The sequence below is a fragment of the Burkholderia sp. 22088 genome (assembly GCF_052045915.1).
In the GTDB taxonomy this organism is placed as follows: Bacteria; Pseudomonadota; Gammaproteobacteria; order Burkholderiales; family Burkholderiaceae; genus Burkholderia; species Burkholderia cepacia.
On sequence record NZ_JBQEPY010000041.1, the window covers coordinates 1 to 4,004 of the forward strand.

1 protein-coding gene, 3 tRNA genes and 1 pseudogene are annotated in these 4,004 nt (G+C 58.9%); all 5 read left to right on the forward strand.

Features of this window, described 5'->3' with window-relative positions:
• The first annotated feature begins 983 nt into the window (after positions 1 to 983).
• A pseudogene (locus ACTJLD_RS41290) lies at positions 984 to 2,125 on the forward strand (IS3 family transposase).
• A gap of 1,371 nt (positions 2,126 to 3,496) precedes the next feature.
• Positions 3,497 to 3,582: transfer RNA gene (locus tag ACTJLD_RS41295), tRNA-Tyr, on the forward strand.
• A 43-nt stretch (positions 3,583 to 3,625) separates the two neighbouring features.
• Positions 3,626 to 3,699: transfer RNA gene (locus ACTJLD_RS41300), tRNA-Gly, on the forward strand.
• A 24-nt stretch (positions 3,700 to 3,723) separates the two neighbouring features.
• Positions 3,724 to 3,798: transfer RNA gene (locus ACTJLD_RS41305), tRNA-Thr, on the forward strand.
• 69 nt (positions 3,799 to 3,867) lie between these two features.
• Positions 3,868 to 4,004, forward strand: a 137-nt coding sequence (locus tag ACTJLD_RS41310; protein WP_244105887.1) for a GTP-binding protein, incomplete at its 3' end; no start/stop codon positions are given.

Consider the following 4,004-nt stretch of genomic DNA (forward strand, 5'->3'; position numbering starts at 1 on the left):
CGAACAGGACCGTGAAACGACTCTACGCCGATGATAGTGCGGATTCCCGTGTGAAAGTAGGTAATCGTCAGGCTCCCTAAGCCAGAAACCCCCGCCCGAAAGGCGGGGGTTTTTGCATTCCAGCGATGGAAATGCGCGAGTGATCGGGATCGGTGGCCAGGACGCTGCTCGAGCTGGGGTCGGGGGTGCCGATTCTCCAGGATTGCCTCTGCGAGACTGACGCAAAAGGCGATCAGACCGACCGATCGGGTTGGCCTTGCACCGCTAGCTGGCGCCGGCCAAGACCTACCATCCAAACATCCATCCACTTGCTGTTCACGGAGAGGAGATTGGATCGAGTCGCGACTCCGCCGCATTTCTGACCACTTCTCGCCGCAGATTCGTGCGTTGCTGGTTACGACCTGGAGTGGCATGGCCCGCTGCGCGAATGCCGGTTATCGTGCGCGGTTCCTCGGCGTATTGAGCACTTCTCCGCCCGCAATCGTTGTTGGCATTTCGTATCAGAGGGTCGCGCCTGTCGGTTCCCGACATGAGCCATCAGGGTGACCTGGGCAACGAGTGGCGCAAATCCGCCGTTTGGCGTCCTTTTGCCGAAAGCTCCAGGTGACTGCTGCCAATCGAGCGCACAAAGTCGGATTTTGCCCAAGATGACATCTCGTAGTGATCTTGGATTGTTTGTTTCTCAACGCGTCGCATCTTCTCTCAAATCGACCCGTTCAAAAAATTGACCCTTCCGGCGTGCCACACGGAAGTCGTTGACGCATAGCGCGAACCGGACATACGCAAATTCCTCAACCAGATGCCATCAGAAATTCGCGCCGGTTCTTTTTGATGAGCGCTGGCTGCCCGTCCCGAAACACGTACACTTTTTAATGAGCGAATAGGCGGCGCCGCCAAAGCAGTCCCGCCCTTCACCTATCTGGAACGGCCAGCCTTTCGTAGACATCTTCGAGCCATAATTTATGGCAACCGAGGAGGTCAGGATGAGCGGCAAGCGGTACACGGATGAGTTCAAGATCGAGGCAGTCAAACAGGTAACCGAACGGGGTCATTCGGTGGCGGATGTGGCGCTGCGGCTGGGCATCACGACCCACAGCCTTTACGCCTGGAAACTGAAGTTCGGCAGGCCCGACGTCGTGCGGCAAGCGGAGCTGGATCAGAGCGCCGAGGTTCGGCGACTGAAGGCCGAGCTCAAACGCGTGACCGAGGAGCGCGACATTCTAAAAAAAGCCGCCGCGTACTTTGCAAAGGGATAGCGGCAAGGTACGCGTTCATGCGAGCCCATCTCGGCGAGTTCCGCCTGCACTCGATGTGCCGGGTCCTTGGCGTGCATCGTAGCGGCTATTACGTCTGGCAGCGGCAGACAGTCGGGGCCCGCAAGCGTGAGGATGAGCGATTGCTCGGTCTGATCAAGCATGCGTGGCTGGCCAGCGGCGGCGTCTATGGCTACCGCAAGGTCACGATGGATTTGCGTGAATCGGGCGAAACGTGCAGCCGTCACCGCGTCCACCGCCTCATGAGAGGCGAAGGTCTGCGGGCAGAAGTGGGCTATGGCAGCAAGCCCCGCTATCGGGGTGGTCCGGTCGGCGTAATCGCCAACGTGTTGAACCGTGAGTTCGCGCCAACCGCACCGAACCGGGTCTGGGTAACGGACATCACGTACATCCGGACCTAAGAGGGCTGGCTGTATCTGGCGGCTGTTATGGATCTGTACTCGCGCCAGATCGTCGATTGGGCCACGCGCTCGACGATGACCAGCGATCTGGTTTTACAGGCGCTGTTGGCTGCGGTTTGGAAACGCAAACCGGGACCCGGTGTCATGGTGCATTCCGACCAGGGCAGTCAATTCACGAGCGATGACTGGCAGTCATTCCTGAAGGCACACCATATGGTGCCAAGCATGAGTCGGCGCGGTAATTGCCACGACAATGCCGTGGCCGAGAGCTTCTTCGGTGCCCTAAAGAAGGAGCGAATCAAGCGGCGCATCTATTCGAGTCGGGCGACCGCGACCTCGGACTTATTCGATTACATCGAAATGTTTTATAACCCGGTTCGTCGGCATGGTTCCGCCGGCGATCTTTCACCGATTGAGTTCGAGCGGCGCTACGCGTTAAACGGCTCGTGAGTGTCTATGAAACTCTGGCCGGTCCAATCGACGTGAAGGGCGTGCCCCCGCATCGACGTCAGTCGATCGCGCCCTGCATGCGGTATCCGGATCGGAGAGTGCGGAGCCATTGCCCGGCGTAAACCGGCGCGTCGTATTCAGGCCTTGATCCCTGGTCGACGCGAGCACTGCCGGGCAGCTCGCAGCGGTCGTGGAAGTGTGGAGGTCGTGGGCCTGCTTTCCCGCGTCTTCGGATGAGTGCGATGCGGAAAACGCACAGGCGCCGAATCCTGCGCAGGTATCGGTGTTCAGCTGCACGAGGCGAACATCATACGTGCATGGGGGATGCCTTGTGTATTCGCCGCGATAGGTCGGCCAGATGCCGACTTTGGTCGGTTCGCGCGGTGGCGAAGTGCAGTGGGTCGTGCGCTGTAGAACGTTCGCAGAGATTGCGGGGACAAACCTGCGTGGCAGCTCCCGGCGCGGCCGTGTGTCGTCGCCAAGAAATGGCTGCAATGTGTCGATGCAGGCTGGGCTGCAGGATTCGCCTGTCGACGCGTCATCACCGGCGCCGGCGGCGATGACGTACATGGCGGCATCGTTGATCAGCCATGCATATGCGATCGCATCCTGACTCCACGAGGTTGCCCCGGCCGACCAGACGTGTACCGAATCGAGGCCCCGGTATTGTGCGCGGGCTTCAACCTCTCATATGCGACGAGCGGCGCGGCTACTGCCGGGCATCCCGAGGCGTGGCTATCAGCTGGCGCCTCCAGACGGATCCAGGTGATCGTGCTCGGGCGACGCGGGCGTCTGCCGGCCCGGCGGCATGTGCGATCAAAACCATGAAGGCCGGAAAAAGAGCAAGCAGACGCATGAAGATACGAATCAGGGTGGGCAGGTGGCCCGGGACGCCATTGCTCCTGTCGCTGACGTTGGCAAAGTCTAGCGCCGCCATCGCGATTTCTCGTTGGAAGCGTTGCTCAAACTCATGATGTGATTGCTGGAAAGTGTCAGAAAGCCGTGTCACGTCAATTGCGGGCGGGTCGGGCCAGGCAACCCGAGAAACCAGCTATGGACTCCCAGGAGGTATCTAAAACAGATCATGGTGTCCGCCCGGCACGAAATTTGCGGAAATTTTGCATCTACCCGCTTGGCAGAGTGCTCAAGAGATCGTATGATGGCGGTCTTTCGTTTTCGGCGCAGATGCAGATCGACGCTGAAAGCGGAGTCTGACGAAGATGTGACACTGGTCGGTAGCACCCATGCTTGCCTTAGCCGGGCAAGGGCGGGAGATCGGTGGTCAGGCAGGCATCGGGAAGAAAGTGAAAATAATCTTCCGGATGTGCTTGACAGGGGTGTGATGTACCCCCATAATCGTCAGTTCTCTACGGAGGGGTGCCCGAGTGGCTAAAGGGGGCAGACTGTAAATCTGTTGGCTTACGCCTACGTTGGTTCGAATCCAACCTCCTCCACCAAGATATCAGCGCAGTGAGCGGTAAGGAATCGTTTGTGGCCCGTGCGGGTGTAGCTCAATGGTAGAGCAGAAGCCTTCCAAGCTTACGACGAGGGTTCGATTCCCTTCACCCGCTCCAGACCGTGAAGTTGAAGCGTAAAGCGCCCATGTGGCTCAGTGGTAGAGCACTCCCTTGGTAAGGGAGAGGTCGGCAGTTCGATCCTGCCCATGGGCACCAGCAGTAAAAAGTCAGTGTCTTGTTGTTTGCGCGCGGCGCAACCTGTGAAATTCCTTTTGGGAGTTGAAAATGGCCAAGGAAAAGTTTGAGCGGACCAAGCCGCACGTGAACGTTGGTACGATTGGTCACGTTGACCACGGCAAGACGACGCTGACGGCAGCGATCACGACGGTTCTGACGAAGAAGTTCGGCGGCGAAGCGAAGGC